Source organism: Pseudomonas sp. GW823-FHT03E05, assembly GCF_058796855.1.
The window spans coordinates 1,192,825-1,216,310 of record NZ_JBXAJB010000001.1 but is presented as its reverse complement, the minus strand read 5'-3'; the positions used below and the strand labels follow the sequence as shown (position 1 = coordinate 1,216,310).

The window sequence follows — 23,486 nt, the reverse complement described above, 5'->3', positions numbered from 1 at the left end:
GAGCGCCAGAATGCCAACTGCCGAAGTGGCCCAGGTGTCGTAAGGGGCGCCTGAAACAGCCGGGATCGGCTGATCACGGCTATTTCGCAGCCGATTCTGTCGTCAAGGCTCTACATCTTGGTCCAGAGCGGTTGCGCAAGGCCAGGGCGTGTTTTTTTGTCATGCAAAAATGCACAGTCGACCTGCAGCTTTCCGGGTTGTAATTGGCAAATTTGCACTGCTACGATCCGCCGATGCTCGCGCGCGAGCCTCATATAAAAAACAATAAAAGCAGGGAGTTAGTGATGACTGCTCAGGTTTCATCCCAGGCGAGCCAGGCCCCCGACGCCACCCCGGACGAAGTGTTGGTCGAGGTGCGCAACCACATCGGCTACCTGACCCTAAACCGCCCCGCCGGCCTCAACGCCATCACCCTGTCGATGGTCCGCACCTTGCAGCAGCACCTGGACCACTGGGCCCAGGATCCGTTGATCCACGCCGTCGTCCTGCGTGGCGCGGGGGACAAGGCCTTCTGCGCCGGCGGCGATATCCGCTCGCTGTACGACAGCTACCACAGCGGCGACAGCCTGCACCAAGACTTCTTCGTCGAGGAATATGCCCTTGACCTGACCATCCACCACTACCGCAAGCCGGTGCTGGCGCTGATGGACGGTTTTGTCCTGGGTGGCGGCATGGGCCTGGTGCAAGGCGCCGACCTGCGGGTAGTCACCGAGCGCAGCCGCCTGGCGATGCCGGAGGTGGCCATCGGTTACTTCCCGGATGTTGGCGGCAGTTACTTCCTGTCGCGCATACCCGGGGAGCTGGGGATCTATCTCGGAGTCAGCGGCGTGCAGATCCGCGCCGCCGATGCCCTGTACTGCGGCCTGGCCGACTGGCACCTGGACAGCAGCAAGCTGGACCTGCTGAACCAGCGCCTGGACCGCCTGCACTGGAGCGACTCGCCCCTCAAGGACCTGCAAGGCCTGCTGGCCAGGCTCGCGGTGCAGACCCTGCCCGATGCGCCCCTGCAAGCCTTGCGCCCGGTCATCGACCACTTCTTCGCCCAGGCGGACGTACCCAGCATCGTCGAGCAACTGCGTACCGTCACCGTTGCCGACAGCCATGAATGGGCGCGCAGCACCGCCGACCTGCTGGAAACCCGTTCTCCCCTGGCCATGGCCGTGACCCTGGAAATGCTGCGCCACGGCCGCCAGTTGAGCCTGGAACAATGCTTCGCCCTGGAACTGCACCTGGACCGGCAGTGGTTCGAGCGTGGCGACCTGATGGAAGGCGTACGCGCCCTGATCATCGACAAAGACAAGACTCCGCACTGGAATCCGCCCACCCTGGCGGCCCTCGACGCCGATCGGGTGGCGAGCTTCTTCAGCGGTTTTGACGGCAGCGGGAGCTGAACTCATGCACGACATTGAACTGACCGAAGAGCAAGTGATGATCCGCGACATGGCCCGGGACTTCGCCCGAGGCGAGATCGCCCCCCATGCCCAGGCCTGGGAAAAGGCCGGCTGGATCGACGATGGCCTGGTGCGCAAGATGGGCGAACTGGGCCTGCTGGGCATGGTGGTTCCCGAGGAATGGGGCGGCAGCTACCTGGACTACGTGGCCTATGCCCTGGCAGTGGAAGAAATCGCCGCCGGCGACGGCGCCACCGGTGCCCTGATGAGCATCCACAACTCGGTGGGCTGCGGGCCGATCCTCAACTACGGCAGCCAGGAACAAAAGCAGCAATGGCTGCCGCGCCTGGCCGCTGGCGAAGCCATCGGCTGCTTCTGCCTGACCGAACCCCAGGCCGGCTCCGAAGCCCACAACCTGCGCACCCGCGCCGAACTGCGGGACGGCCAGTGGGTAATCAACGGCGCCAAGCAGTTCGTCAGCAACGGCAAGCGCGCCCAGCTAGCCATCGTTTTTGCAGTGACCGACCCGGAACTGGGCAAGAAAGGCCTGTCGGCGTTCCTGGTGCCCACCGACACCCCTGGCTTCATCGTCGACCGCACCGAACACAAGATGGGCATCCGCGCCTCCGACACCTGCGCCGTGACCCTCAACCAATGCACCATCCCCGAGGCCAACCTGCTGGGTGAACGGGGCAAGGGCCTGGCCATCGCCCTGTCCAACCTCGAAGGCGGGCGCATCGGCATCGCCGCCCAGGCCCTGGGCATCGCCCGCGCCGCCTTTGAAGCCGCCCTGGCCTACGCCCGGGAGCGGGTGCAGTTCGACAAGCCGATCATCGAACACCAGAGCATCGCCAACCTGCTGGCCGACATGCACACCCGCCTGAATGCCGCCCGTCTGCTGATCCTCCACGCCGCGCGCCTGCGCAGCGCGGGCCAGCCGTGCCTGTCGGAGGCTTCCCAGGCCAAGCTGTTCGCCTCGGAAATGGCCGAGAAGGTCTGCTCCTCGGCCATGCAGATCCATGGCGGCTACGGCTACCTGGAAGACTATCCGGTGGAACGCTACTACCGCGATGCGCGAATTACCCAGATCTACGAAGGCTCCAGCGAGATCCAGCGCCTGCTGATCGCTCGCGAGTTGAAGCATTACCAGCTGTAGGCATTGACGCCGAAAACAAAAAATCGCAGCCCCGGCTGCGATTTTTTTTGGCTGTTCCCTCGTGGGAGCCGGCTTGCCGGCGAGCAGGCCCCTGAGTCATGCGCTGCCCTCGGGGACGCCTTCGCTGGCAAGCCAGCTCCTACATGGCTAGGACGGTGCGGTTACTGATCCTTGAACTGCGGGTCACGCTTGGCGATGAAGGCGGCCATGCCTTCTTTCTGGTCCTGGGTGGCGAAGGCGGCGTGGAATACCCGGCGCTCGAAGCGCACGCCCTCGGACAGGCTGACTTCAAAGGCGCGGTTCACGCTTTCCTTGATCATCATGCTCACCGGGATCGATTTGCCGGCAATCACCGCCGCCACTTTCAGGGCTTCTTCCACCAGTTCATCGGCCGGCACGATGCGTGCGACGATGCCGCAGCGCTCGGCTTCCACGGCGTCGATAAAACGCCCGGTCAGGCACATTTCCATGGCCTTGGCCTTGCCTACCGCGCGGGTCAGGCGCTGGGTGCCGCCCATGCCCGGCAGCACGCCGAGGTTGATTTCCGGTTGGCCGAACTTGGCGTTGTCACCGGCCAGGATGAAGTCGCACATCAGCGCCAGTTCGCAACCGCCGCCCAGGGCGAAGCCGTTGACCGCGGCGATGATCGGCTTGCGCCGGTTGGCCACGCGGTCACTGTCGCTGAACAGGTCGTCGAGGTAGATCTGCGGGTAGCTCAGCTCGGCCATTTCCTTGATGTCGGCACCGGCGGCGAAGGCTTTCTTGGAACCGGTGATGACGATGCAGCCGATCTGCGGGTCGGCTTCCAGGCGATCCAGGGCCTGGTTCACCTCGCCGACGATCTGTGCATTGAGGGCGTTCAGCGCCTGGGGGCGGTTGAGAGTGATCAGGCCGACCCGGCCCTTGATGTCCAACAGAATGGTTTCGTAGCTCATGAATCAGCTCCTGCTAAAAGTCAGAGATTGCGCGAAATGACCATGCGCTGAATGTCGCTGGTGCCTTCGTAGATCTGGCAGATGCGCACATCGCGGTAGATCCGCTCCACCGGGAAGTCGCTCAAATAGCCATAGCCGCCCAGGGTTTGCAAGGCCGCGGAACAGACCTTCTCGGCCATTTCCGAGGCGAACAGCTTGGCCATCGAGGCCTCCACCAGCGCCGGCTTGCCACTGTCGCGCAGGGCCGCGGCGTAGTGCACCATCTGCCGCGCCACGGCGATCTGGGTGGCCATGTCCGCCAGGCGGAAGGCCACGGCCTGGTGCTCGATGATCGGCTTGCCGAAGGTTTCGCGCTCGCGGGCGTAATCCCGTGCCGCTTCGAATGCGGCCCGGGCCATGCCCACCGATTGCGAGGCAATGCCCACGCGCCCGCCTTCAAGGTTGGCCAGGGCGATCTTGTAGCCCTCGCCCTCCTCGCCCAGGCGGTTGGCCAGCGGCACCTTCACATCCTCGAAGAGGATCTGGCAGGTGTCGGAGGCGTGCTGGCCGAGCTTGTCCTCGATGCGCGCGACCTTATAGCCCGGCGAGTCGGTGGGCACGATAAAGGCACTGATGCCGCGCTTGCCGGCCGCCGGGTCGGTGACCGCGAACACGATCACCACCCCGGCGTTCTGCCCTGAGGTGATGAACTGCTTGCAGCCGTTGAGCACATAGTGGTCGCCGTCGCGGCGGGCCCGGGTCTTCAGGCTGCTGGCATCGGAGCCGGCCTGGGGTTCGGTCAGGGCGAAGGCGCCGAGCATGGCGCCACTGGCCAGGGGCTTGAGGAAGCGTTCCTTCTGGTCATCGTTGCCGAACTTGAGGATCGGCACGCAGCCCACCGAGTTGTGCACGCTCATGATGGTGGAACAGGCGCCATCACCGGCGGCGACTTCCTCCAGGGCCATGACATAGGCCAGGTAGCCGGTGTCGCACCCGCCCCACTGCTCGGGCACCAGCATGCCGAAGAAACCCAGCTCGGCCATCTCGGCAATGGCTTCCTTGGGAAAGCGGTGCTCGCGGTCCCAGTCGGCGGCGAAAGGCTTGAGGCGCTCCTGGGCGAATTGCCGGGCCGCGTCGCTGATCTGCAGTTGTTCGTCATTGGGCAACATCGGGATTCCTCGTTACAGGCATTCAACGGCCATGGCCGTGGCTTCACCACCGCCGATACAGATCGCGGCCACGCCACGCTTGAGGCCTTTCTGGCGCAGGGCCGACAGCAGGGTCACCAGGATCCGCGCACCGGAAGCGCCGATCGGGTGGCCCAGGGCGCAAGCGCCGCCGTGCACGTTGACCTTGGCGTGGGGGATTTCCAGCTTGCTCATGGTGACCAGGCTGACCACGGCGAAGGCTTCGTTGATCTCGAACAGGTCGACCTCGTTCAACGACCAGCCGGTCTTCTTCATCAGCCGCTCGATGGCACCCACCGGGGCCACCGGGAACAGCCCGGGGGTATCGGCGAAGGCCGCGTGGCCGTGGATCACTGCCAGGGGCTTGAGGCCGCGCTTGTCAGCTTCGGAGCGGCGCATCAGCACCAGGGCCGCGGCGCCGTCGGAGATCGAGCTGGAGTTGGCCGCAGTCACGGTGCCACCGTCGCGGAACGCCGGTTTCAAGGTGGGGATCTTGTCCAGCTTGGCCTTGGGCGGCTGCTCGTCGTCGCTGATCAGCTTCGACTCCTTGCCGACCATCACCTGCAGGGGAACGATCTCGTCCTTGAACAGGCCGTCCTTGATCGCCTGCTGGGCACGGGTCAGGGAAGCCACGGCGAAATCGTCCTGGGCCTGGCGGGTAAAGCCGTTGGCCTCGGCGCAATCCTCGGCGAAGGTGCCCATCAGGCGGCCCTTGTCGTAGGCGTCTTCCAGGCCGTCGAAGAACATGTGGTCCAGCACCTTGCCGTGGCCCATGCGGTAGCCGCTGCGAGCGCGGTCCAGCAGGTACGGGGCGTTGGACATGCTTTCCATGCCACCGGCGATCACCACCTCGGCACTGCCGGCCAGCAGCATGTCGTGGGCCAGGATGGTGGCCTCCATGCCGGAACCGCACATCTTGTTCAGGGTGGTGCAGCGGGTGCCCTTGTCCAGGCCGGCGCCCAGGGCGGCCTGACGGGCCGGGGCCTGGCCGAGGCCGGCGGACAGCACGCAGCCGAACAGCACTTCTTCGACCGCCTGCGGTGCAATGCCGGCGCGCTGGACTGCGGCGCGAATGGCTTCGCTCCCCAGTTGCGGCGCGCTGAGGCCTTTGAGGTCCCCCTGGAAACCGCCCATGGGGGTACGGACGGCGCTGACGATGACAATCGGATCTTGGGCAATGGACATGATGAATCCTCCTTACTTGGCGGCCATGCGCAAGGCGCCGTCGAGACGGATCACCTCGCCGTTGAGCATGCTGTTTTCAATGATGTGCCGCACCAGCGCGGCGTACTCGGCGGGCTTGCCCAGGCGTGGCGGGAATGGCACGCCGGCGGCCAGGCCGGCCCGCACTTCGTCGCTCATGCCGGCCATCATCGGGGTTTCGAAAATACCCGGGGCGATGGTCATCACCCGGATGCCGAAGCGTGCCAGCTCCCGGGCCACCGGCAGGGTCAGGCTGGCGATGGCGCCCTTGGAGGCGGCGTAGGCCGCCTGGCCGATCTGCCCGTCGAAGGCGGCGATGGACGCCGTGTTGATGATCACCCCGCGCTCGCCGTCGGCATTGGCCGGGCTTTCGGCAATGGCTGCTGCTGCCAGGCGCAGCAGGTTGAAGCTGCCGATCAGGTTGACGTTGATCACCTGGCTGAAGCTGGCCAGGGCGTGGGGGCCGTTCTTGCCGAGGATTTTCTCGCCACGCACGATGCCGGCGCAGTTGACCAGGCCGTTGAGCCCGCCAAAGGCCTTGACCGTGGCCTGCACCGCCGCTTCGGCCGCGGCTTCCTGGCTGATGTCGGCCACCACGCTCTGGCAGCCCAGCTGCTGGGCCTTGGCCGCCACGGCCTCGGCATTGAGGTCCACCAGCATCACCCTGGCGCCGGCGGCGACCAGCATTTCGGCGCTGGCGGCTCCCAGGCCGGAAGCGCCGCCACTGACGAGAAATACCTGGTTTGCAATGTCCATCATTCAAATCCTGTTCATGCGGTAGCTGTTGACGCCGCGGCCTCTTGAGCCTTGGCGATTTCCTGGTTGCGCAAGATAAAGCGCTGCAATTTGCCGCTTGGGGTCTTCGGCAATTCGCTGACAAATTCGATTTCACGGGGGTAGGAATGAGCCGCCAGGCGCTTGCGCACGTGCTGGCGCAACTCCTCTGCCAGCTCATCGGTGGCGCGGTACTGCTCGCTGAGCACCACGAAGGCCTTGACCAGTTCGGTGCGCTCCGGGTCGGGCTTGCCCACCACCGCCGCTTCCACCACGGCCGGGTGTTCGATCAGTGCGCTTTCCACGTCGAACGGGCCGACCCGGTAGCCGGAGGTGGTGATCACATCGTCGCTGCGGCCCACGAAGCTGATGCTGCCGTCCTGGTTCAACTCCACGGTGTCGCCGCTTAAGTAGTAGTTGCCGACAAAGGCCTTGGTCGGCACCCCGGCGTAACCGGCGAACCAGCACATGGGTGACCGGCTGCGGTCGATGGCCAGAATCCCCGGCTGGCCGACGCCCAGTTCCTGGTAGTGCTCATCCAGCACCACGATGCGGTGGCCCGGCGAGGCGAAACCGGCGGCGCCGACATGCACCGGGTGCTCCAGGCCGTGGTGGTTGCACAGCACCATGCCCAGCTCGGTCTGGCCGTAGTGGTCGTGGATCACCACGCCCAGCTGTTCGGCGAACCAGCGGATGACTTCAGGGTTGAGCGGCTCGCCGGCGCTGCTGACGATACGCAGGCGGCCCTTGATCGAACGGGCGAACTGGTCGCCGCCAGCGATCAGCAGGCGGTAGGCAGTGGGCGAACCGGTGAGGTTGGTGATGCCGTACTTGTTGATCACCCGGCAGGTGCTTTCCAGGGTGAAGGGGCCATCGTAGAAGGTGATCGGGTGGCCCAGGCCCAAGGGCCCGGTGACGCCGAAGTAGATGCCGTAGGCCCAGCCCGGGTCGGCGACGTTCCAGAAGGCGTCTTCCGGGCGCAGGTCCACGGCGTCGCGGGTGTAGGCCTGGAACGCGACTATGGCCTTGAGCGGCACTTCCAGGGCTTTCGAGGGGCCGGTGGTGCCCGAGGTGAACATCAGCAGGAATGGGTCTTCGCCGGTCAGCAGCACGGGCTCGCACTGGGCCGGGTACTGTTCCAGCTCGGCCCAGAAGCTGAAGTCACCGCGCACGATGCCCTGGCCCTTGGCGCCTGCGACCGTGACGATGGTCGGGCATTCGGCGACTTCCGCCAGCTTGGGCCGGTTCACCGCGTCGCTGACCACCAGCTTGGCCTTGGAGCTGTTGAGGCGGTGCTCGATGGCCTTGGGGCCGAAGGCGGTGAACAGCGGCTGGTACACCGCGCCAATGCGCCAGGTGGCCAGCACCGTGATCAAGAGTTCGACATTGCGTGGCAGCAGCCCGGCGACCTTGTCGCCCTTGCCGACCCCCTGGGCCAGGAAGAAGTTGGCCAGGCGCCCGGCCTTGTCCTGCAGTTCAGTGAAGGTGTAGCTGGCGCTGCTGCCGTCCCGGCCTTCCCAGAACAGCGCGATGCGCCCGGGCAAGGCATGCCGGTCGCAGCACTCGACACAGGCATTGAGGGCTGAGAGCGAGCCCGCCAGGGCCGACTCCATGGTGTGCTGATAATCGAATTCCTTGATAGCAGACAGGTAGTTGCGCATTGCCAGAATCCCTCACTGTTCTTATTAGGATGGGAACCTCATGAAAATCAGGGAAATACTGGCGCCAGAGCCCTCGCGGAACAATGGTCAAAGCTATCAAGTTGCGTGACCGGTTTGGCCAAGAGCACGCCCCGCCACGGTTGGCGGCGGCACCTGAAATTGCCGTAGGCGCTGGCTTGCCAGCGAAGGCGTCGTCTCGGGCGGTGCAGGGCTTGCGGGCCTCTTCGCCGGCAAGCCGGCTCCTACGAGAGGTGCGGGTCGTTGAGGATCAGGCTGCGGTAATGCCCGGGGTTGGAACCGGACCATTTGCGAAAGGCCTTGTAGAACGAGCTGGTGTCGGCAAACCCCAGGCGCCCGGCAATCTCGGCAAAGCTGATCTGCGGCTCGGCCAGCCAGACAATCGCCAGTTCCTTGCGCACGCTGTCCTTGAGGGCCTGGTAGCTCTGGCCCTCTTCCGCCAGGCGCCGGCGCAGGGTCGAGGCGGACATGCACAGGCTCTGGGCCAGGCTTTCGCTCTCGGGCCACTGCTCCCCTGGCAGTTGCCGCAACTGCTGCTTGATGCGGCTGGCCAGGCTCTCGGGGTCGCGGTACTTGACCAGGATGTTGGCCGGGGCATGGGCCAGGAAGCGCTTGAGCTCTTCCTCGCTGCGCTTGATCGGCAGGTCCAGGCAGTCGGCGGCGATGATCATCCGTGTGCGCGGCCGCTCGAAACGCAGGTTGTCCGAGAACATCACCCGGTAGTCGTCGCAGAAATCCGGCTGCGGGCCGCGCAGCTCGATGGCCAGGATCGGAATGCGCCGGCCCGCCAGCCAGCAGGCCACGCCGTGGACAATCATCCAGTAGGTGAAGTAGGTAAAGGCCCGCCGCGGCTCGTGTTCATCCTCCAGCAGGACGATTTCCGCCAGGCTCTGCTGGTGCACCAGCTGCGCCGGCATGCGCTCGAACATCAGCGTCAGAAAGCCCAGCACCGAGTCCAACCCGCTGGCCAGGGTCGGCTGGGCCATGGCCGAGCGGCAGAGAAAGGCCAGGCTGCCGGACTTCAGGCGGCGCGGGTCCATGCCGAAGAACTCATCGTCCAGGCGCCGCGCCAGCAGGCGCCAGAGCCGTGCATAGGCACTGGCCGGTACCCGCGCCGTGCCCTGCTGCAGGCCCGCCGGGTCGATCCCGACCTTGTGCAGCACTTCATCGGTGGCGGCGCCCGGGGCGCAGCTTTGCAGCAGTGCCTCGCGCACCAGTTGCATGGAGATGGTGTCTTTTTCCGACATCGCGGCCAACGGTTTACTCAATCCTGGGATGGCCATCTTAGGCAGTGACCGGGAAAAAGCCAGTGGGCTTTGGGCTAAGTGGCAACCCCTCCTGCCAGGCAAAACCAATACGCATCTGCAAGGCCGCGAACAGGCCCATGCGCCAGCGAGTCCCGCAGAACGTCTGCCCAAGCCAAGGGCCCTTTGGCGGGCCAGTGCAAAAAAGTATCAATTCAAGTGTCAGGGATGATTTGTCAGCACCGCGTTTGAGGGCTGTAATCAGCCCACCTTCTTCCTCGGCAGAGGAAGACATAACAACAATAACCGTCCTTCTGCAGCCCTCACCGGCGCAGGACAGGAGTGAACGATGAAACCCTGCAGCAAAGCCCTGCTCCTCACCACCTGCATGACCCTCAGCAGCGTCACCCTTGGCGCCCAGACCCTGACCATCGCCACCGTCAACAACAGCGACATGATCCGCATGCAACGCCTGTCCAAGACCTTCGAGGCCGAGCACCCGGACATCAAGCTGAACTGGGTGGTGCTGGAAGAGAACGTGCTGCGCCAGCGCCTGACCACCGACATCGCCACCCAGGGCGGGCAATTCGACGTGCTCACCATCGGCATGTACGAAGCCGCACTCTGGGGCGCCAAGGGCTGGCTGCAACCGATGCAGGACCTGCCGGCCAGCTATGAGCTGGACGATGTCTTCCCTTCGGTCCGTGAAGGGCTGTCGGTCAAGGGCACTCTCTATGCCCTGCCGTTCTACGCCGAAAGCTCCATGACCTACTATCGCACCGACCTGTTCAAGGAGGCCGGCCTGAGCATGCCCGAGCGGCCGACCTGGGAGCAGATCGGCGAATTCGCCGCCAAGCTCAACAAGCCCGACCAGGAGCAATACGGCCTGTGCCTGCGGGGCAAGGCCGGCTGGGGCGAGAACATGGCCCTGATCACCACCCTGGCCAACAGCTATGGCGCACGCTGGTTCGATGAACAATGGAAGCCCGAGTTCACCGGGCCGGAATGGAAGAACGCCCTGAGCTTCTATGTCGACAACATGAAGAAGTCCGGCCCGCCCGGGGCTTCGAGCAACGGTTTCAACGAAAACCTGGCGCTGTTCAACAGCGGCAAGTGCGCGATCTGGGTCGACGCCAGCGTGGCCGGCTCTTTCGTCACCGACAAGAGCCAGAGCAAGGTCGCCGACCATGTGGGCTTCACCTACGCGCCGCACCAGGTCACTGACAAGGGCAGCGCCTGGCTGTACTCATGGTCCCTGGCGATCCCCGCCAGTTCCAAGGCCAAGGACGCCGCCAAGACCTTCAGTGCCTGGGCCACTTCCAAGCAGTACGCGGCCCTGGTGGCCGAGAAGGATGGCATCGCCAATGTGCCGCCGGGCACCCGCGCCTCCACCTACAGCGAGGCCTACATGCAGGCCGCGCCGTTCGCCAGGGTCACCCTGGAATCGCTGAAGGTCGCCGACCCGAGCAAGCCCACCCTAAAGCCCGTGCCCTACGTCGGCATCCAACTGGTGACCATCCCCGAGTTCCAGGCCATTGGCACCCAGGTCGGCAAGTTGTTTTCCGCCGCCCTGATCGGCCAGACCACGGTGGACCAGGCCCTGGCGGCCGCGCAGCAGAGCACCGAACGGGAAATGAAACGCGCCGGCTACCCGAAGTAACCCGGCTCTCCCTGTAGGAGCCGGCTTGCCGGCGAAGAGGCCCTTGAGTCTTGCGCAGTGTTCAAGGGCGCCTTCGCTGGCAAGCCAGCACCTACGGGCAGCCCGGCCGTGCCAGCGCCGTGTCGCGCCCCCCTGTACCCAACTGGTTGTGACCCTTATGAATACCTCGACTGCCAAGCTGCATGTGCAACCGCAGGCGGCGCCTCGCAAAAGCCGCCTGGCCAACCCCGGCTGGTTCCTGGTCAGCCCTTCGGTGGCGCTGTTGCTGCTGTGGATGATCGTGCCCCTGGGCATGACCCTGTACTTTTCAGTGATCCGCTACAACCTGCTGTACCCCGGCGAGAACCAGTTCGTCGGCCTGGAGAACTTCAGCTACTTCCTCAGTGATTCGGGCTTTGTGCCCGGGGCCACCAACACCCTGTTGCTGGTGGGCAGCGTACTGCTGATCAGCGTGGTGTTCGGGGTACTGATCAGCGCCCTGCTGGAGGCCAGCGAGTTCCTCGGCCGGGGCATCGTCCGGGTGCTGCTGATCTCGCCGTTCTTCATCATGCCCACGGTGGGCGCGCTGATCTGGAAGAACCTGATCTTCCACCCGGTGTCGGGGATCCTCGCCGCGCTGTGGAAACTGTTCGGCGCCCAGCCGGTGGACTGGCTGGCGCACTACCCGCTGCTGTCGATCATCGTCATCGTTTCCTGGCAGTGGCTGCCGTTCGCCATCCTGATCCTGATGACCGCCATGCAGTCCCTGGACCAGGAACAAAAGGAAGCCGCGCGCCTCGATGGTGCCGGGCCCATCGCCATCTTCTGGCACCTGACCCTGCCGCACCTGGCCCGGCCGATTGCCGTGGTGGTGATGATCGAGACCATCTTCCTGCTGTCGGTGTTCGCCGAGATCTTCACCACCACCAACGGTGGCCCGGGCTATGCCTCCACCAACCTGGCGTACCTGATCTACAACCAGGCCCTGGTGCAGTTCGACGTCGGCATGGCTTCGGCCGGCGGGCTGATCGCCGTGGTCATCGCCAACATCGCCGCGATCATCCTGGTGCGGATGATCGGCAAAAACCTGACTGACCAGAGCTGAGGTGGCCGCCATGACCCTGCAACAATCCCGACGCCTGCAAAGCCTGCTACTGGGCACCCTGGCCTGGGCCATCGCGATCCTGATCTTCTTCCCGATCTTCTGGATGGTGCTGACCAGCTTCAAGAGCGAGATCGACGCCTTTGCCACGCCGCCGCAATTCATCTTCACGCCAACGCTCGAGAACTACCTGCACATCAACGAGCGCAGCAACTACCTGGCCTTCGCCTGGAACTCGGTGGTGATTTCCTTCAGCGCGACCGCCCTGTGCCTGCTGATCGCGGTGCCGGCGGCCTACTCCATGGCCTTCTTTGAAACCCGCAACACCAAGCGCACCCTGCTGTGGATGCTCTCCACCAAGATGCTGCCGCCGGTGGGCGTGCTGATGCCCATCTACCTGCTGGCCAAGAGTTTCGGCCTGCTGGATACGCGCGTCGCGCTGATCGTGATCTACACCCTGATCAACCTGCCGATCGTGGTGTGGATGGTTTACACCTACTTCAAGGACATCCCCCGGGACATCCTCGAAGCCGCCCGCCTGGACGGCGCCACACTGGCCCAGGAAATGCTGCGGGTGCTGATGCCCATCGCCAAGGGCGGCCTGGCCTCCACTGCACTGCTGTCGCTGATCCTGTGCTGGAACGAGGCCTTCTGGTCGCTGAACCTGACCTCTTCCAACGCCGCCCCGCTGACCGCGCTGATCGCCTCCTACTCCAGCCCCGAAGGGCTGTTCTGGGCCAAGCTCTCGGCGGTCTCGACCCTGGCCTGCGCGCCGATCCTGATCTTCGGCTGGATCAGCCAGAAGCAGCTCGTACGCGGCCTGTCCTTTGGCGCGGTGAAGTAACCCTAGAATTCTGGAGACATCCCATGGCTCACCTGAAAATCAGCAACCTGCAAAAAGGCTTCGAAGGCTTCGACATCATCAAGGGCATCGACCTTGAGGTGAACGACAAGGAGTTCGTGGTCTTCGTCGGCCCCTCGGGCTGCGGCAAGTCCACCCTGCTGCGGCTGATCGCCGGGCTGGAGGAAGTCAGCGGCGGCAGCATCGAGCTGGACGGTCGCGACATCACCGAAGTCAGCCCGGCCAAGCGCGACCTGGCCATGGTGTTCCAGACCTACGCCCTGTACCCGCACATGAGCGTGCGCAAGAACATGTCCTTCGCCCTGGACCTGGCGGGGGTCGACAAGGCCCTGGTGCAGCAGAAGGTCGACGAGGCGGCGCGCATCCTGGAACTGGGGCCGATGCTCGAACGCAAGCCCAAGCAGCTGTCCGGCGGCCAGCGCCAGCGCGTGGCCATTGGCCGGGCCATTGTGCGCAACCCGAAGATCTTCCTGTTCGACGAACCGCTGTCCAACCTCGATGCCGCCCTGCGGGTACAGATGCGCCTGGAACTGGCGCGCCTGCACAAGGAACTGCAGGCCACCATGATCTACGTGACCCACGACCAGGTGGAAGCCATGACCCTGGCAGACAAGGTGGTGGTGCTCAATGGTGGCCGGGTGGAACAGGTGGGCTCGCCCCTGGAGCTCTACCATCGCCCGGCCAACCTGTTTGTCGCAGGCTTTCTCGGCACGCCGAAGATGGGCTTTCTCAAGGGCCGCATCAGCCACGTCGACGGCCAGGGCTGCGAAGTCCAGCTGGATGCCGGGGCACGCCTGCGCCTGGAGCAGAGCGGTGCGCAACTGAGCCCGGGCAGCGAGGTGACCCTGGGCATCCGCCCCGAGCATCTGGAGCTGGGCGAGCCCGGCCCGGGCAGCCTGGCAGTCACCAGCGACGTGGCCGAGCGCCTGGGCAGCGACACCTTCTGCCATGTCCGCAGCAGTTGCGGTGAAGCCCTGACCCTGCGTATCCGCGGTGACCTGGCGAGCCGCTACGGCGAACAGCTGCACCTGCACCTGGCCCCCCAGCACTGCCATCTATTCGATGCCCAGGGGGTCGCCGTGTCCCGCCCCTTGCGCGCCGCCGCCTGACCCCAGAGAGCCCTGCATGAAACTCAAACGCTTGAACCTCAGCCAACTGCCGCCCCAGGTGCGGGTACCCGCCTACACCGTCACCGCCACCCGCCAGGGCATCGCGCACATTGGCGTCGGCGGCTTTCACCGGGCCCACCAGGCCTATTACACCGATGCCCTGATGAACCTGGGCCAGGGCCTGGACTGGAGCATCTGCGGGGTCGGCCTGCGCTCCGAAGACCGCCGCGCGCGGGACGATCTGGCCGGCCAGGACTACCTCTACACCCTGTACGAGCTGGGCGATGGCGACGACCACGAGGTGCGGGTGATCGGCGCCATCAGCCAGATGCTGCTGGCCGAGGACGACGCCCAGGCGCTGATCGACAAGCTGGCCAGCCCGGAGATCCGCATCGTCTCCCTGACCATCACCGAGGGCGGCTACTGCATCGACGACAGCACGGGCGAGTTCATGCTGCACCTGCCGCAGATCCAGCACGACCTGGCCCATCCGCAACAGCCACGCACGGTATTCGGCTTTCTCTGCGCGGCCCTGGCCCTGCGCCGGGCCGCGGGGATCCCGGCCTTTACCCTGATGTCCTGTGACAACCTGCCCCACAACGGCGCGGTGACCCGCAAGGCGCTGCTGGCCTTCGCCGCCCGCCGCGACGCCGACCTGCATGACTGGATCGAGCGCCACGTGAGCTTTCCCAACGCCATGGTCGACCGCATCACCCCCATGACCAGCACCGCCCACCGCCTGCAACTGCACGATGAGCACGGCATCGACGATGCCTGGCCGGTCGTCTGCGAGCCCTTTGTGCAGTGGGTCCTGGAAGACAAGTTCTGCAATGGCCGGCCGGCCTGGGAACAGGTCGGCGTGCAGTTCACCGACGACGTCACGCCCTATGAAGAGATGAAGATCAAGCTGCTCAACGGCAGCCACCTGGCCCTGACCTACCTGGGCTTTCTCAAGGGCTACCGCTTCGTCCACGAAACCATGAACGACCCGCTGTTCGTCGCCTACATGCGCGCCTACATGGACCTGGACGTAACCCCGCAACTGGCGCCGGTACCGGGCATCGACCTGGCGGCCTACAAGGACACGCTGGTCCAGCGCTTCTCCAACCAGGCGATCGCCGACCAGCTGGAGCGGGTGTGCAGCGACGGTTCGTCGAAGTTTCCCAAGTTCACCGTACCTACCATCAACCGGCTGATCGCCGATGGTCGTGATACCGAGCGTGCGGCCCTGGTGGTGGCGGCCTGGGCCCTGTACCTCAAGGGCGTGGACGAGAATGGCCTGAGCTACCGGGTTCCCGACCCGCGGGCCGAGTTCTGCCAGGCCCTGGTGGCCGACGATACCTTGCTGACCCAGCGTTTGCTGGCGGTGGAAGAAATCTTCGGCTCGGCGATTCCCCATTCCAGCGCGTTTGTCGATGCTTTCGAGCGCTGCTTCAACAGCTTGCGCGAACATGGCGTGAGCAAGACGCTGGAGCGGTTGTTGGCCAGGCCCGTGTAGCCGCTGCCGCAGGCTCGGCAGCGGCTACAGCTCGACAGTAACCACCCTCACCAGGAGCGACGATGACTCAACCCGCGCTTTTTCTCGGTCTCGACTGCGGCACCCAAGGCACCAAGGCGCTGATCCTCGACAGCCGGAGCGGCACCGTCCTGGGCCGGGGCGCTGCGCCCCACAGCCTGATCAGCGGCGCCAATGGCTGCCGCGAACAGGATCCCGCGCAGTGGCTGCAAGCCTGCACCAGCGCCACTCGGCAGGCCTTGCAGGCGGCCGGGGTGGATGGCCGGCAGGTGCTCGGTGTCGGGGTTTGCGGCCAGCAGCACGGTCTGGTGCTGCTGGATGACCAGGGCCAGGTGCTGCGCCCGGCCAAGCTGTGGTGCGATACCCAAAGCAGCGCCGAAAACCAGCGCCTGCTGGACTGGCTGGGGGGCACCCAGGGCTCCCTGGAGCGCCTGGGGCTGGCCATTGCCCCGGGCTACACGGTGTCGAAACTGCTCTGGACCCGGGAGCAGCACCCGGAACTGTTCCAGCGCATTGCGCATATCCTGCTGCCCCACGACTACCTCAATTTCTGGCTGACCGGGCGCTGCTGCAGCGAGTACGGCGATGCCTCGGGCAGCGGCTATTTCGATGTGCGCAGGCGCGACTGGGACCGCGCCCTGCTGGCCCATATCGACCCCAGCGGGCGCCTGGAACGGGCCTTGCCGCCGTTGCTCGAAGCGCACCAGCCTGTGGGCCGGATCCTTGCGCCGGTCGCCCGGCAACTGGGGATCAGCGCGGATGCCTGGGTGGCCAGCGGCGGTGGCGACAACATGCTGGGGGCCATCGGCACCGGCAATATCCAGCCCGGAATCATCACCATGAGCCTGGGCTCCTCCGGCACCGTGTATGCCTACGCCGAGCGCCCGCTGATCAGCCCCGAGCCTTCGGTGGCGACCTTCTGTTCGTCCAGCGGTGGCTGGCTGCCGCTGATCTGCACCATGAACCTGACCAACGCCACCACCCTGGTGCGCGAACTGCTGGGCCTGGACCTTGCCGCTTTCAACCAGCGGCTGGAGCAGGCCCCCATCGGGGCCGAGGGGCTGTGCCTGCTGCCGTTCTTCAACGGCGAGCGAGTGCCCGCGCTGCCCCAGGCCCAGGGCAGCCTGCACGGCATGACCCTGGACAACCTGACCCCGGCCAACCTGTGCCGCGCGGTGGTGGAAGGCACCACCTTCGGTTTGCGCTACGGCCTCGACCTGTTGCGCGCAGCGGGCCTGCACAGCCAGAGCATCCGGCTGATCGGCGGCGGTGCGAAAAGTCTGCTGTGGCGGCAGATGGTCGCCGATATCATGCATGCCCCGGTGATCTGCCCCCGCGAGGCCGAAGCCGCCGCATTGGGCGCGGCGATCCAGGCAGCCTGGTGCCATGGCCGGCAGGACGATCCGGACCTGGACCTGCAACAACTCTGCGAGCGCTGCGTGCGCCTCGACCCGGGCAGCGAAACCCAGCCCCGGGCCGAACACGTGGCGGCCTACGAACCGGTGTACCAGCGCTATCGACAGCAACTGGCAAGCCTTTGAAGAGCGAATGACTATGTATCTGGTGTGTGGCGAAGCGCTGTTCGACTTTTTCAGCGCGGATGAGGCCGGGGCCCCGGCCAGTAAAGTGGCGTTCCAGGCGATCGCCGGGGGCTCGCCGTTCAACGTGGCAGTGGGCCTGCGCCGCCTGGGCGTCGATGTCGCCCTGCTGGCCGGGCTGTCCCGGGACTACCTGGGCCAGCGCCTGCGGCGGGTGCTGGAAAACGAAGGCGTGGATACCCGCTACCTGCGGGAATTCGACGCCCCCACCACCCTGGCCATGGTGGCCGTGGGCGCCGATGGCTCGCCCCACTACAGCTTTCGCGGCGAGGGCTGTGCCGATCGCCAGTTGCAAGAAGAGCACCTGCCGCAGCTCGACGCACAGGTGCGCGGGCTGCATATCGGCTCGTTTGCCCTGGTGGTGCAGCCGATTGCCGATACCTTGCTGGCCCTGGTGCGCCGTGAGCGGGGGCAGCGGCTGATCAGCCTGGACCCCAACGTACGGCTCAACCCGCAGCCGGATATCCAGCTGTGGCGCCAGCGCATCGCCGAACTGGCCGGCCATGCCGACCTGATCAAGGTCAGCGACGAAGACCTGGCCCAGCTGTACCCCGGGCAGGCGCCCGAGACGCTGATCCGGGGTTGGCTGCAAGGCAACGCCCGGCTGGTGTTCCTGACCCGTGGCAGCCAGGGCGCGACGGTGTTCAGCCGTGGGCATGGCAGCTGGTCGGTGGACGCGCCCCGGGTGGAGGTTGCCGACACCGTGGGCGCCGGAGATACCTTCCAGGCCGCGCTGATCACCTGGCTGACCGAGCAGGGCCTGGATTCCCCCCAGGGCCTTGAACAGCTTGATCGCGAACAGACCGACGCCCTGCTGCGTTTCGCCGTCAACGCCGCGGCCCAGACCTGCACCCGCACCGGCCCGGACCTGCCGTACCGGCATCAACTCCCGTAGCCGCCGGCTTGCCGGCGAAGAGGCCCGCAAGCCTTGCGCAATTGCGGCTACCGCCTTCGCTGGCCAGCCAGCTTCTACCAGAGTCGTCGGTCAGAGCAGCGAGAAGTTGTAGCTGACGATCAGGCGGGTTTCGTCCATGTCGCGGGCGATCTTCTGGTAGTTGCTGCGGTAGGTGGCGTTGCGCAGGCGCAGGCTCACGTCCTTGAAGGTGCCGCTCTGCACCACGTACTTGAGCTCGCTGTCGCGCTCCCATTCGCGGCCTTCGCGCAGGCTGCCCGGGACCTTGATGTGGTCGCCGCTGACGTAGCGGGTCAGGAAGCTCAAGCCATTGAGGCCAATGGCCTTGAAGTCATAGTCATAGCGCAGTTGCCAGGAACGCTCCTGGATCGCAGCGAAGTCGTTGACCTGCACGTAGTTCACCAGGTACGGGTTGCTGCCATCCAGGTAAGGCATGGAGTTGTCGCCGTACATGCGCTGCCAGCCGGCACTGAACACATGCCCGGCCACGCTGTAGCCGAGCATGGTGCTCAGGGCGCGGTTGTCGATGCCGCCGGCGCGCTCGGCGCCGGTGTCGGCACTCTTGAGCAGGCGCAGGTCGCCTTTGAGCACGCCGGGCCCCAGGGGCTGGTTGGCCAGCAGGCCGACAAAATGCTGACGGTAGATGTCTTCCAGCTCGGCGTAGTGATACTGGCCGGTCAGGCGATCGTTGAACTTGTAGTCCACCCCATAGGTGTCGAAGTGATCCGCCGTGGTGTTGCAGGCGTAGCGCTTGTTCTTGCAGTGCACGCGGATGTCCTGGGCATCGCTGGAGTCCCGCGCGGTGTAGCGGTTCAAGCGGGCCGCGGTCAGGGTCAGGTCCTTGACCTCCCGGGAAGTCAGCACCGCGCCGTTGAACATGGTGGGCAGCAGGCGCCCGTCGTTGTACTTGAGCAGTGGCAGGTCCGGCAACTGGGCGCCGTACTTGAATACCGTCTGCGAGACCCGGACCTTGGCGGTCAACCCCAGCTTGGCGTACTGGTCCGCCGAGCCCCGCGGGTCGTGACCGCTGGAGGGCAGCAGGCCGCTGTTGCTGCGGTCGGGGCTGGAGTCGAGCTTGATCCCCAGCATGCCCAGGGCGTCCAGGCCGAAACCCACGGTGCCCTCGGTGTAGCCCGATTGCAGGTTGAGAATAAAGCCCTGGGCCGATTCTTCACGCTTGGATGCGCCCTGGTCGGTGCTGGTGTGGCCGTCGCGAAAGTCCCGGTTGAAGTAGATCGTGCGCGATTCCAGCTTGGCGCTGCTGTCTTCGAAAAAACCCGCCGCATTGGCCAGGGGGGCAAAACCCGCGCACAGCACGGCAGCGCCGAGGCCCAGCAATGGGCACGGATTGAGTAAGGGGAAAGGGGGACGCATGAACAGGCTCCAGCAGCAAATCAGTGACGCGAGGTAAAGAAAAAGACCCAGGTGAAATTCATCCAGCGAATCTGTGATCGCCAGCTGAATTGATTGAATCAATGAAGACCGGCAATGATGGCAGATAGCCCCTACCCTCCCAACCCGACTTTAGTCTGACGCCCGCCTGGTCATAACCGGCGCTACCCGTCCCGCCTTGCCAGCCATATCTTTGAAAAAACCGATCAATTTCAACAGTTTTCAAGCTGCAGAAAAGCGTCAAAAAAACTGTCCGACTGCTCAGCTTCACCTTCGGAACCCAGGATGCCGTAGCAGGTAATGTCAAAAAGGCATTAGCTTTTCGTCTCACCGCACTACCGTTCGTCGGTTTTTTCAGTCATTTATTAACAAAAACCAACTATTTGACGCTTTCCATGATGACCATCATGAAGACGCTTAACTAATTGTTTTTAAACATTATTTTATTCATCGAAAAATAAACAAAACACAGCTGTCATTTATGTAACACAGCAAAACGTCAATTAAACGTCTCGGCGTTATGGTAGTGTCAAAAAAAGAGCGTGATAGCGGCAATGTGCCATACGCCTTTTCAGAAGGTGAGAACCACCCTCACCCCAACACTCATCATGGACGAGGTCGTTCCCTTGGAAGTCAGCGTTTTTGGTACTGGCTATGTTGGCCTGGTGCAAGCAGTTGCCCTGGCCGATGTCGGGCATAACGTGGTCTGTGTCGATATCGACAGCCACAAGATCGCCCAGCTGCAACGTTCTATTCCGCCGATTCACGAGCCGGGCCTGGCGACCCTGATCGAAGAGAATCAAAAGGCCGGCCGATTGCACTTCACCACCCAGGCCAGCGATGCAGTGGGCCACGGCAAGGTGATTTTCATCGCGGTCGGCACTCCCTCCAACGAAGACGGCTCCGCCGACCTCGACCATGTCCTGGCGGTGGCGCGCAACATTGCCTGCCTGATGTTCAGCGACAAGACCCTGGTGATCAAATCCACGGTGCCGGTGGGCACCGCCGATCTGGTGATCGAGACCGTCGCCGAACAACTGGCAGACCTGGGCAAATCCGAACTGCGGGTGCACGTGGTCTCCAACCCGGAGTTCCTCAAGGAAGGCTCGGCCGTGGCCGACTGCATGCGCCCGGACCGGATCATCGTCGGTTGCGCCGACGACCTGCCCCGCCAGCAGTTGAGCGAGCTATACGCGCCCTTCAACCACAACCATGACCGCCTGATGTTCATGGACAACCGCAGCGCCGAGCTGGTCAAGTACGCGGCCAACGCGATGCTCGCCACCCGCATCAGCTTCATGAACGAGATGGCCAACCTGGCGGAACGCCTGGGGGTGGACATCAATGCCGTGCGCAAGGGCATCGGTGCCGACCCGCGCATCGGCTACCACTTCATCTACCCCGGCGCCGGCTTCGGCGGCTCGTGCTTTCCCAAGGACCTGCGGGCGCTGATCCACACCGCAGAAAGCCACGGGCTGGAACCGCACATGCTCAAGACCGTGCGCGACGTCAATGAGCAGCAGCGCCATGTGCTGTTTCGCAAGCTCAAGGCGCACCTGGGGGACAACCTGCAGGGCAAGGTCATCGCGCTCTGGGGCCTGGCCTTCAAGCCCAACACCGACGACATGCGCGAAGCCACCAGCCGCTACCTGATGCAGGCACTGTGGGAAGCCGGGGCCAAGGTCCAGGCCTACGACCCGGAAGCCATGACCGAATGCCGGCGCCTGTACGGCTACCGCGATGACCTGCAACTGTGCGCCACCCGTGACGACACCCTGCAAGGCGCCGACGCGCTGGTGATCTGCACCGAATGGAAGGCCTTTCGCGTGGTGGACTTCACGCTGCTGCGCGAGACCCTCAGGGATCGCCTGGTGGTCGACGGCCGCAACCTCTACAACCCGCAACAGGCAGCGGATGCCGGCCTGCATTACCTGAGCATCGGCCTGCCCTACCGTGTACCGGAGGCATTGCGCGCATGAATATCCTGATCACCGGGGCCGCCGGATTCATCGGCGCCCATACCGCACTGCGTTTGCTCAAGGATGGGCACCAGGTCACCGGGCTGGATAATTTCAACGACTACTACGACCCCCAGCTCAAGCGCGACCGGGTGCGCTGGGTGGAACGCCAGGTAGGGCACTTTCCCCTGCAGCGCCTGGACCTGGCCGACAGCGAGGGCCTGGAACGGCTGTTCGCCGAAGTACGGCCCCAGGTGGTGATCAACCTCGCTGCCCAGGCCGGGGTGCGCTATTCCCTGGAAAACCCCAAGGCCTACCTGGACAGCAACCTCAGCGGTTTCCTCAACCTGCTGGAGATGTGCCGGCGCTACCCGGTGCAGCACCTGATCTACGCCTCGTCCAGTTCGGTGTACGGGGCCAACCAGCAGACCCCGTACAAGGTCAGTGACAACGTCGACCACCCGCTGTCGCTGTATGCGGCCAGCAAGAAAGCCAACGAGCTGATGGCCCACAGCTACAGCCACCTGTTCGGCGTGCCCGCCACCGGCCTGCGCTTCTTCACGGTGTACGGCCCCTGGGGCCGGCCGGACATGTCGCCGATCCTGTTCGCCGACGCCATCAGCCAGGGCCGGCCGCTGAAACTGTTCAACTACGGCATGCACCAGCGCGACTTCACCTACATCGACGACATCGTCGAATCCCTGGTGCGCCTGCTGGGCAAGCCGCCAGTGCGCGATCCGCTGTGGGACCGGGAACAGCCGGACCCGTCCACCAGCATGGCGCCCTGGCGCCTGTTCAACATCGGCGGCCAGCGCCCGGTGGAGCTCAAGGACTACGTGGCGACCCTGGAAAAACTCCTCGGCCACAAGGCCCAGGTGGAATACCTGCCGCTGCAGCCCGGCGATGTGCTCAACACCTGCGCGGATGTCAGCGCCCTGGAAAACCTCACCGGTTTCGGCCCCCAGGTGCCCCTGGAGGAAGGCCTGCGCGAGTTCGTCCAGTGGTACCTGAGCTACTACCCGGGCGCGGCGTCCTGAGCCGCGAGACAGCCGAACGTTTTTACCCAACCCCTGCAATGGAAGTATTCCCGGTGGATATGGATAGACCTCTCTCATCGCCCGCAACCGAGGTGCCCGCCCCGCTGCACATCGACCGGCGCAACGACCCGTTCCGGCGCAAGGTCCAGGCCGCCATCGACCTGCAACAGCACGGCTGGATCACCGGCCGCGACGGCGGGCGGCCCTGGACCCTGTCGCGCAGCAAGCGCCTGACCTCGGCGCTTTTGGCCGCGGTGCTGCTGGTGCTGCTGTCGCCGGTGCTGCTGGTCGTGGCCTTGCTGATCAAGCTCACCAGCCCCGGCCCGGTGTTCTTCGTGCAGTTGCGCACCGGTTTTCGCGGCCGGCGCTTCGGCATGTACAAGTTCCGCACCATGGTGGTCAACGCCGAGGCCCTGAAGGATTCGGTGCGCCACCTGAACAAGCACGGCGCCGACTCGGTGGATTTCAAGATCGACCGCGACCCGCGGATCACTGGAATCGGCGGTTTCCTGCGCCGTACCAGCCTCGACGAGCTGCCCAACCTGATCAACGTGGTGCTCGGCCAGATGCGCATCGTCGGCCCGCGCCCCACCTCGTTCCATGCCCAGACCTACAAGGAACACCACCTCGGCCGCCTGAGCATCTACCCGGGGATCACCGGCCTGTGGCAGGTATCCGGGCGCAGCGACGTGGATTTCGACGGCCGCGTGACCCTCGACATGACCTACATCTTCCAGCAGAGCCCCTGGCTCGACCTGAAGATCCTGATCAAAACCCCTTTCAAGGTCCTCAATGGCCACGGAGCAAGTTGA

General features: G+C 64.8%; 19 protein-coding genes. 12 read left to right on the top strand and 7 right to left on the bottom strand.

Translation table 11 applies throughout. The annotated features are described in order from the left end of the window. Positions 1-284 precede the first annotated feature (284 nt). Complete coding sequence (locus tag AC1RCO_RS05430) at positions 285-1,391, top strand: enoyl-CoA hydratase/isomerase family protein (protein ID WP_492617473.1); 1,107 nt, start codon at positions 285-287, stop codon at positions 1,389-1,391. A 4-nt stretch (positions 1,392-1,395) separates the two neighbouring features. Continuing rightward, positions 1,396-2,547 carry an acyl-CoA dehydrogenase family protein gene (locus AC1RCO_RS05425; protein WP_011061350.1) on the top strand — a complete coding sequence of 384 codons (1,152 nt, stop codon included), beginning with the start codon at positions 1,396-1,398 and terminating at the stop codon, positions 2,545-2,547. 161 nt (positions 2,548-2,708) lie between these two features. On the opposite strand, the gene AC1RCO_RS05420 is transcribed toward AC1RCO_RS05425, so the two are convergent. The 6 genes from AC1RCO_RS05420 to AC1RCO_RS05395 all read right to left on the bottom strand — a co-directional run bounded on the left by AC1RCO_RS05420 (position 2,709) and on the right by AC1RCO_RS05395 (position 9,551). Then, entirely contained in the window at positions 2,709-3,482 is a 774-nt protein-coding gene (locus AC1RCO_RS05420; RefSeq protein WP_011061351.1) for an enoyl-CoA hydratase, read from the bottom strand. 20 nt (positions 3,483-3,502) lie between these two features. Next, the gene (locus AC1RCO_RS05415; RefSeq protein WP_011061352.1) at positions 3,503-4,630 is read right to left on the bottom strand and encodes an acyl-CoA dehydrogenase; all 1,128 of its coding nucleotides are present in this window, start codon (positions 4,628-4,630) and stop codon (positions 3,503-3,505) included. Between the two features lie 12 nt (positions 4,631-4,642). Continuing rightward, on the bottom strand, positions 4,643-5,833 hold the full coding sequence (locus AC1RCO_RS05410) for an acetyl-CoA C-acyltransferase (protein ID WP_492617472.1): 1,191 nt from the start codon (positions 5,831-5,833) through the stop codon (positions 4,643-4,645). A 12-nt stretch (positions 5,834-5,845) separates the two neighbouring features. Then, positions 5,846-6,607 (bottom strand): SDR family NAD(P)-dependent oxidoreductase, encoded by a 762-nt coding sequence (locus AC1RCO_RS05405; protein ID WP_011061354.1) that lies wholly within the window; start codon positions 6,605-6,607, stop codon positions 5,846-5,848. Between the two features lie 14 nt (positions 6,608-6,621). Then, positions 6,622-8,286: an AMP-binding protein gene (locus AC1RCO_RS05400; RefSeq protein WP_015635658.1), complete on the bottom strand. Its 1,665-nt coding sequence runs from the start codon at positions 8,284-8,286 to the stop codon at positions 6,622-6,624. 242 nt (positions 8,287-8,528) lie between these two features. Beyond that, on the bottom strand, positions 8,529-9,551 hold the full coding sequence (locus AC1RCO_RS05395; protein WP_041120647.1) for an AraC family transcriptional regulator: 1,023 nt from the start codon (positions 9,549-9,551) through the stop codon (positions 8,529-8,531). Positions 9,552-9,936: 385 nt separating this feature from the next. On the opposite strand from AC1RCO_RS05395, the gene AC1RCO_RS05390 reads away from it, so the two are divergent. From AC1RCO_RS05390 to AC1RCO_RS05360, 7 genes are all read left to right on the top strand, one after another. Next, on the top strand, positions 9,937-11,208 hold the full coding sequence (locus AC1RCO_RS05390; RefSeq protein WP_225368805.1) for an ABC transporter substrate-binding protein: 1,272 nt from the start codon (positions 9,937-9,939) through the stop codon (positions 11,206-11,208). Positions 11,209-11,365: 157 nt separating this feature from the next. After that, positions 11,366-12,292 (top strand): carbohydrate ABC transporter permease, encoded by a 927-nt coding sequence (locus AC1RCO_RS05385; protein WP_011061358.1) that lies wholly within the window; start codon positions 11,366-11,368, stop codon positions 12,290-12,292. Between the two features lie 10 nt (positions 12,293-12,302). Continuing rightward, on the top strand, positions 12,303-13,133 hold the full coding sequence (locus tag AC1RCO_RS05380; RefSeq protein ID WP_065364721.1) for a carbohydrate ABC transporter permease: 831 nt from the start codon (positions 12,303-12,305) through the stop codon (positions 13,131-13,133). A gap of 23 nt (positions 13,134-13,156) precedes the next feature. Further along, complete coding sequence (locus AC1RCO_RS05375) at positions 13,157-14,260, top strand: ABC transporter ATP-binding protein (protein ID WP_065364090.1); 1,104 nt, start codon at positions 13,157-13,159, stop codon at positions 14,258-14,260. Between the two features lie 16 nt (positions 14,261-14,276). Continuing rightward, the gene (locus AC1RCO_RS05370) at positions 14,277-15,758 is read left to right on the top strand and encodes a mannitol dehydrogenase family protein (protein WP_019093973.1); all 1,482 of its coding nucleotides are present in this window, start codon (positions 14,277-14,279) and stop codon (positions 15,756-15,758) included. 62 nt (positions 15,759-15,820) lie between these two features. Next, entirely contained in the window at positions 15,821-17,317 is a 1,497-nt protein-coding gene (xylB, locus tag AC1RCO_RS05365) for a xylulokinase (protein ID WP_065364091.1), read from the top strand. Positions 17,318-17,330: 13 nt separating this feature from the next. Further along, positions 17,331-18,269, top strand: coding sequence for a carbohydrate kinase family protein (locus AC1RCO_RS05360; RefSeq protein WP_065364092.1), 939 nt, complete (start codon positions 17,331-17,333; stop codon positions 18,267-18,269). 90 nt (positions 18,270-18,359) lie between these two features. Here the strand turns inward: AC1RCO_RS05360 and AC1RCO_RS05355 are convergent, their stop codons facing one another. After that, the gene (locus AC1RCO_RS05355) at positions 18,360-19,661 is read right to left on the bottom strand and encodes an OprD family porin (RefSeq protein WP_053158615.1); all 1,302 of its coding nucleotides are present in this window, start codon (positions 19,659-19,661) and stop codon (positions 18,360-18,362) included. A gap of 644 nt (positions 19,662-20,305) precedes the next feature. On the opposite strand from AC1RCO_RS05355, the gene AC1RCO_RS05350 reads away from it, so the two are divergent. From AC1RCO_RS05350 to AC1RCO_RS05340, 3 genes are read left to right on the top strand one after another with little or no spacing between them, the layout of a single operon-like run. Further along, entirely contained in the window at positions 20,306-21,658 is a 1,353-nt protein-coding gene (locus AC1RCO_RS05350) for a UDP-glucose dehydrogenase family protein (protein ID WP_011061365.1), read from the top strand. Next, the gene (locus tag AC1RCO_RS05345; RefSeq protein WP_011061366.1) at positions 21,655-22,674 is read left to right on the top strand and encodes an NAD-dependent epimerase; all 1,020 of its coding nucleotides are present in this window, start codon (positions 21,655-21,657) and stop codon (positions 22,672-22,674) included. The genes AC1RCO_RS05350 and AC1RCO_RS05345 overlap by 4 nt, the downstream gene beginning before the upstream one ends. Positions 22,675-22,733: 59 nt before the next feature. After that, complete coding sequence (locus AC1RCO_RS05340; protein ID WP_019093969.1) at positions 22,734-23,486, top strand: sugar transferase; 753 nt, start codon at positions 22,734-22,736, stop codon at positions 23,484-23,486.

Bases quoted from the DNA above. Each gene is read 5' to 3' on its own strand.
- AC1RCO_RS05430 (WP_492617473.1), top strand. From the start codon at position 285: ATGACTGCTCAGGTTTCATCCCAGGCGAGCCAGGCCCCCGACGCCACC.
- AC1RCO_RS05425 (WP_011061350.1), top strand. From the start codon at position 1,396: ATGCACGACATTGAACTGACCGAAGAGCAAGTGATGATCCGCGACATG.
- AC1RCO_RS05420 (WP_011061351.1), bottom strand. From the start codon at position 3,482: ATGAGCTACGAAACCATTCTGTTGGACATCAAGGGCCGGGTCGGCCTG.
- AC1RCO_RS05415 (WP_011061352.1), bottom strand. From the start codon at position 4,630: ATGTTGCCCAATGACGAACAACTGCAGATCAGCGACGCGGCCCGGCAA.
- AC1RCO_RS05410 (WP_492617472.1), bottom strand. From the start codon at position 5,833: ATGTCCATTGCCCAAGATCCGATTGTCATCGTCAGCGCCGTCCGTACC.
- AC1RCO_RS05405 (WP_011061354.1), bottom strand. From the start codon at position 6,607: ATGGACATTGCAAACCAGGTATTTCTCGTCAGTGGCGGCGCTTCCGGC.
- AC1RCO_RS05400 (WP_015635658.1), bottom strand. From the start codon at position 8,286: ATGCGCAACTACCTGTCTGCTATCAAGGAATTCGATTATCAGCACACC.
- AC1RCO_RS05395 (WP_041120647.1), bottom strand. From the start codon at position 9,551: ATGTCGGAAAAAGACACCATCTCCATGCAACTGGTGCGCGAGGCACTG.
- AC1RCO_RS05390 (WP_225368805.1), top strand. From the start codon at position 9,937: ATGACCCTCAGCAGCGTCACCCTTGGCGCCCAGACCCTGACCATCGCC.
- AC1RCO_RS05385 (WP_011061358.1), top strand. From the start codon at position 11,366: ATGAATACCTCGACTGCCAAGCTGCATGTGCAACCGCAGGCGGCGCCT.
- AC1RCO_RS05380 (WP_065364721.1), top strand. From the start codon at position 12,303: ATGACCCTGCAACAATCCCGACGCCTGCAAAGCCTGCTACTGGGCACC.
- AC1RCO_RS05375 (WP_065364090.1), top strand. From the start codon at position 13,157: ATGGCTCACCTGAAAATCAGCAACCTGCAAAAAGGCTTCGAAGGCTTC.
- AC1RCO_RS05370 (WP_019093973.1), top strand. From the start codon at position 14,277: ATGAAACTCAAACGCTTGAACCTCAGCCAACTGCCGCCCCAGGTGCGG.
- xylB (WP_065364091.1), top strand. From the start codon at position 15,821: ATGACTCAACCCGCGCTTTTTCTCGGTCTCGACTGCGGCACCCAAGGC.
- AC1RCO_RS05360 (WP_065364092.1), top strand. From the start codon at position 17,331: ATGTATCTGGTGTGTGGCGAAGCGCTGTTCGACTTTTTCAGCGCGGAT.
- AC1RCO_RS05355 (WP_053158615.1), bottom strand. From the start codon at position 19,661: ATGCGTCCCCCTTTCCCCTTACTCAATCCGTGCCCATTGCTGGGCCTC.
- AC1RCO_RS05345 (WP_011061366.1), top strand. From the start codon at position 21,655: ATGAATATCCTGATCACCGGGGCCGCCGGATTCATCGGCGCCCATACC.
- AC1RCO_RS05340 (WP_019093969.1), top strand. From the start codon at position 22,734: ATGGATAGACCTCTCTCATCGCCCGCAACCGAGGTGCCCGCCCCGCTG.